The sequence below is a fragment of the Shewanella sp. 11B5 genome (assembly GCF_002836795.1).
Classification (GTDB): Bacteria; Pseudomonadota; Gammaproteobacteria; order Enterobacterales; family Shewanellaceae; genus Shewanella; species Shewanella frigidimarina.
Genome location: NZ_PJAP01000067.1, coordinates 1 through 1,389 on the forward strand (window position 1 = coordinate 1; position 1,389 = coordinate 1,389).

General features: G+C 35.9%; 2 protein-coding genes. One reads left to right on the forward strand and one right to left on the reverse strand.

Annotated elements, in window-relative coordinates; all coding sequences use genetic code 11:
- Positions 1–2: 2 nt before the first annotated feature.
- On the forward strand, positions 3–920 hold the full coding sequence (locus CXF78_RS00545; RefSeq protein WP_257984785.1) for a 1-aminocyclopropane-1-carboxylate deaminase/D-cysteine desulfhydrase: 918 nt from the start codon (positions 3–5) through the stop codon (positions 918–920).
- A gap of 242 nt (positions 921–1,162) precedes the next feature.
- Here CXF78_RS00545 and CXF78_RS00550 read toward each other — a convergent pair whose 3' ends face one another.
- Positions 1,163–1,336: a hypothetical protein gene (locus CXF78_RS00550; RefSeq protein ID WP_011637775.1), complete on the reverse strand. Its 174-nt coding sequence runs from the start codon at positions 1,334–1,336 to the stop codon at positions 1,163–1,165.
- Between the last annotated feature and the right edge of the window lie 53 nt (positions 1,337–1,389).

Here is a 1,389-nt window from a genome sequence, read left to right on the forward strand (position 1 = left end):
ACATTAAGCGGGATGATTTATTACATGCTGATTTTGGTGGTAATAAAGCGCGTAAATTTTATCATTTCTTACATCATGATTATTCACATGTTACCCAGATCGTGGCTTCGGGCTCTGCACAAGCAAACTCCTTGTACTCATTGTCTGTACTTGCAAAGCAGCAAGGGTGGAAATTTGATTACTACGTAAGCCACATCAGCGAGTTTTTATTACAACATCCTCAGGGGAATTATGCTGCAGCGATACAAAATGGCGCCAATATTATAGATGTTCGTCATTTGACTGATGCTAAAAACCTTGAAGGTATGCATTTAGACGATGCGATGCAGCATATTGTTTCATCAGACCCAAGCTATGCAGATAAAAAACAATTACTTTTTATTCCTGAAGGTGGCCGTTGTGAGTATGCCGAAACTGGGATAGCACAACTCGCCAGTGAAATTATTCAATGGGCACAAGATCAACAAAAAAAACAGTTAAAGATATTTTTACCCTCAGGTACGGGAACTACTGCAGCTTATTTAAATAAACAAATTATTCAACAACAGGCTAAATTACTATTAATGGATGTTATTGCCATAGAGGTATTAACTTGCAGTACCGTAGGAGGAGATGAATATTTACGTCAACAATTCTCACAATTAGTCGATGAGGTTTATTTTCCTAACATTATTAATGATGGTCATAAATATCATTTTGGAAAATTATCACGACGTTGTTTTGATATGTGGAATACGGTATGCCAGTCGGGAATTGAATTTGAATTATTGTACGACCCGGTTGGATTTCTAGTGTTACAACATTATTTGAATAGTAATACTGTCAGTGCAACCGATATTCTCTATATACATCAGGGGGGAGTCTTGGGAAATAAAACGATGTTGCCAAGATACCAACGAAAGTTTTTGCACACGGTTTGATTACAGGATGAGTGTAGGGTTTCTTGTTGTAAGCTGTTGATATTAAGTCGGTTATTTCCAAGTTGTAGATTTGGGTTTAAAAATTTCGATTGGAGTTTAAAACTGAAGCCTAATTTGAAATGATGCGAGTGAGTTATTCATTTTGCTCTGTTTTAATAAACATCGGTAAGTGAGAGGAGAATACCGAGAAATGAGTTTATTAAATAACAGAGCAAATGATTAACGCAAAGCGTTAGGGGGTATTACTTATTGGCAGAGATTAACCATTTCATGAAGTTTAATGCTTCAATACGTTTTGAAAAGGTTTTTTTGTTTTTACCTAGGCTATCGGTAAAAGCAATTGAATTCTTGTTTGACGAGATAGAGTTAACCGGAAAGCTAACTGAAATTTCGTGTCCATTCATGTTGTATGACATAGGTCACACTCCTTCTTATATATTCACCATTAGGTGAGAAAATTGTTCAATAA

Excerpts from the sequence above, each read along its gene's own strand:
- CXF78_RS00550 (WP_011637775.1), bottom strand. The coding sequence starts at position 1,336 with ATGTCATACAACATGAATGGACACGAAATTTCAGTTAGCTTTCCGGTT.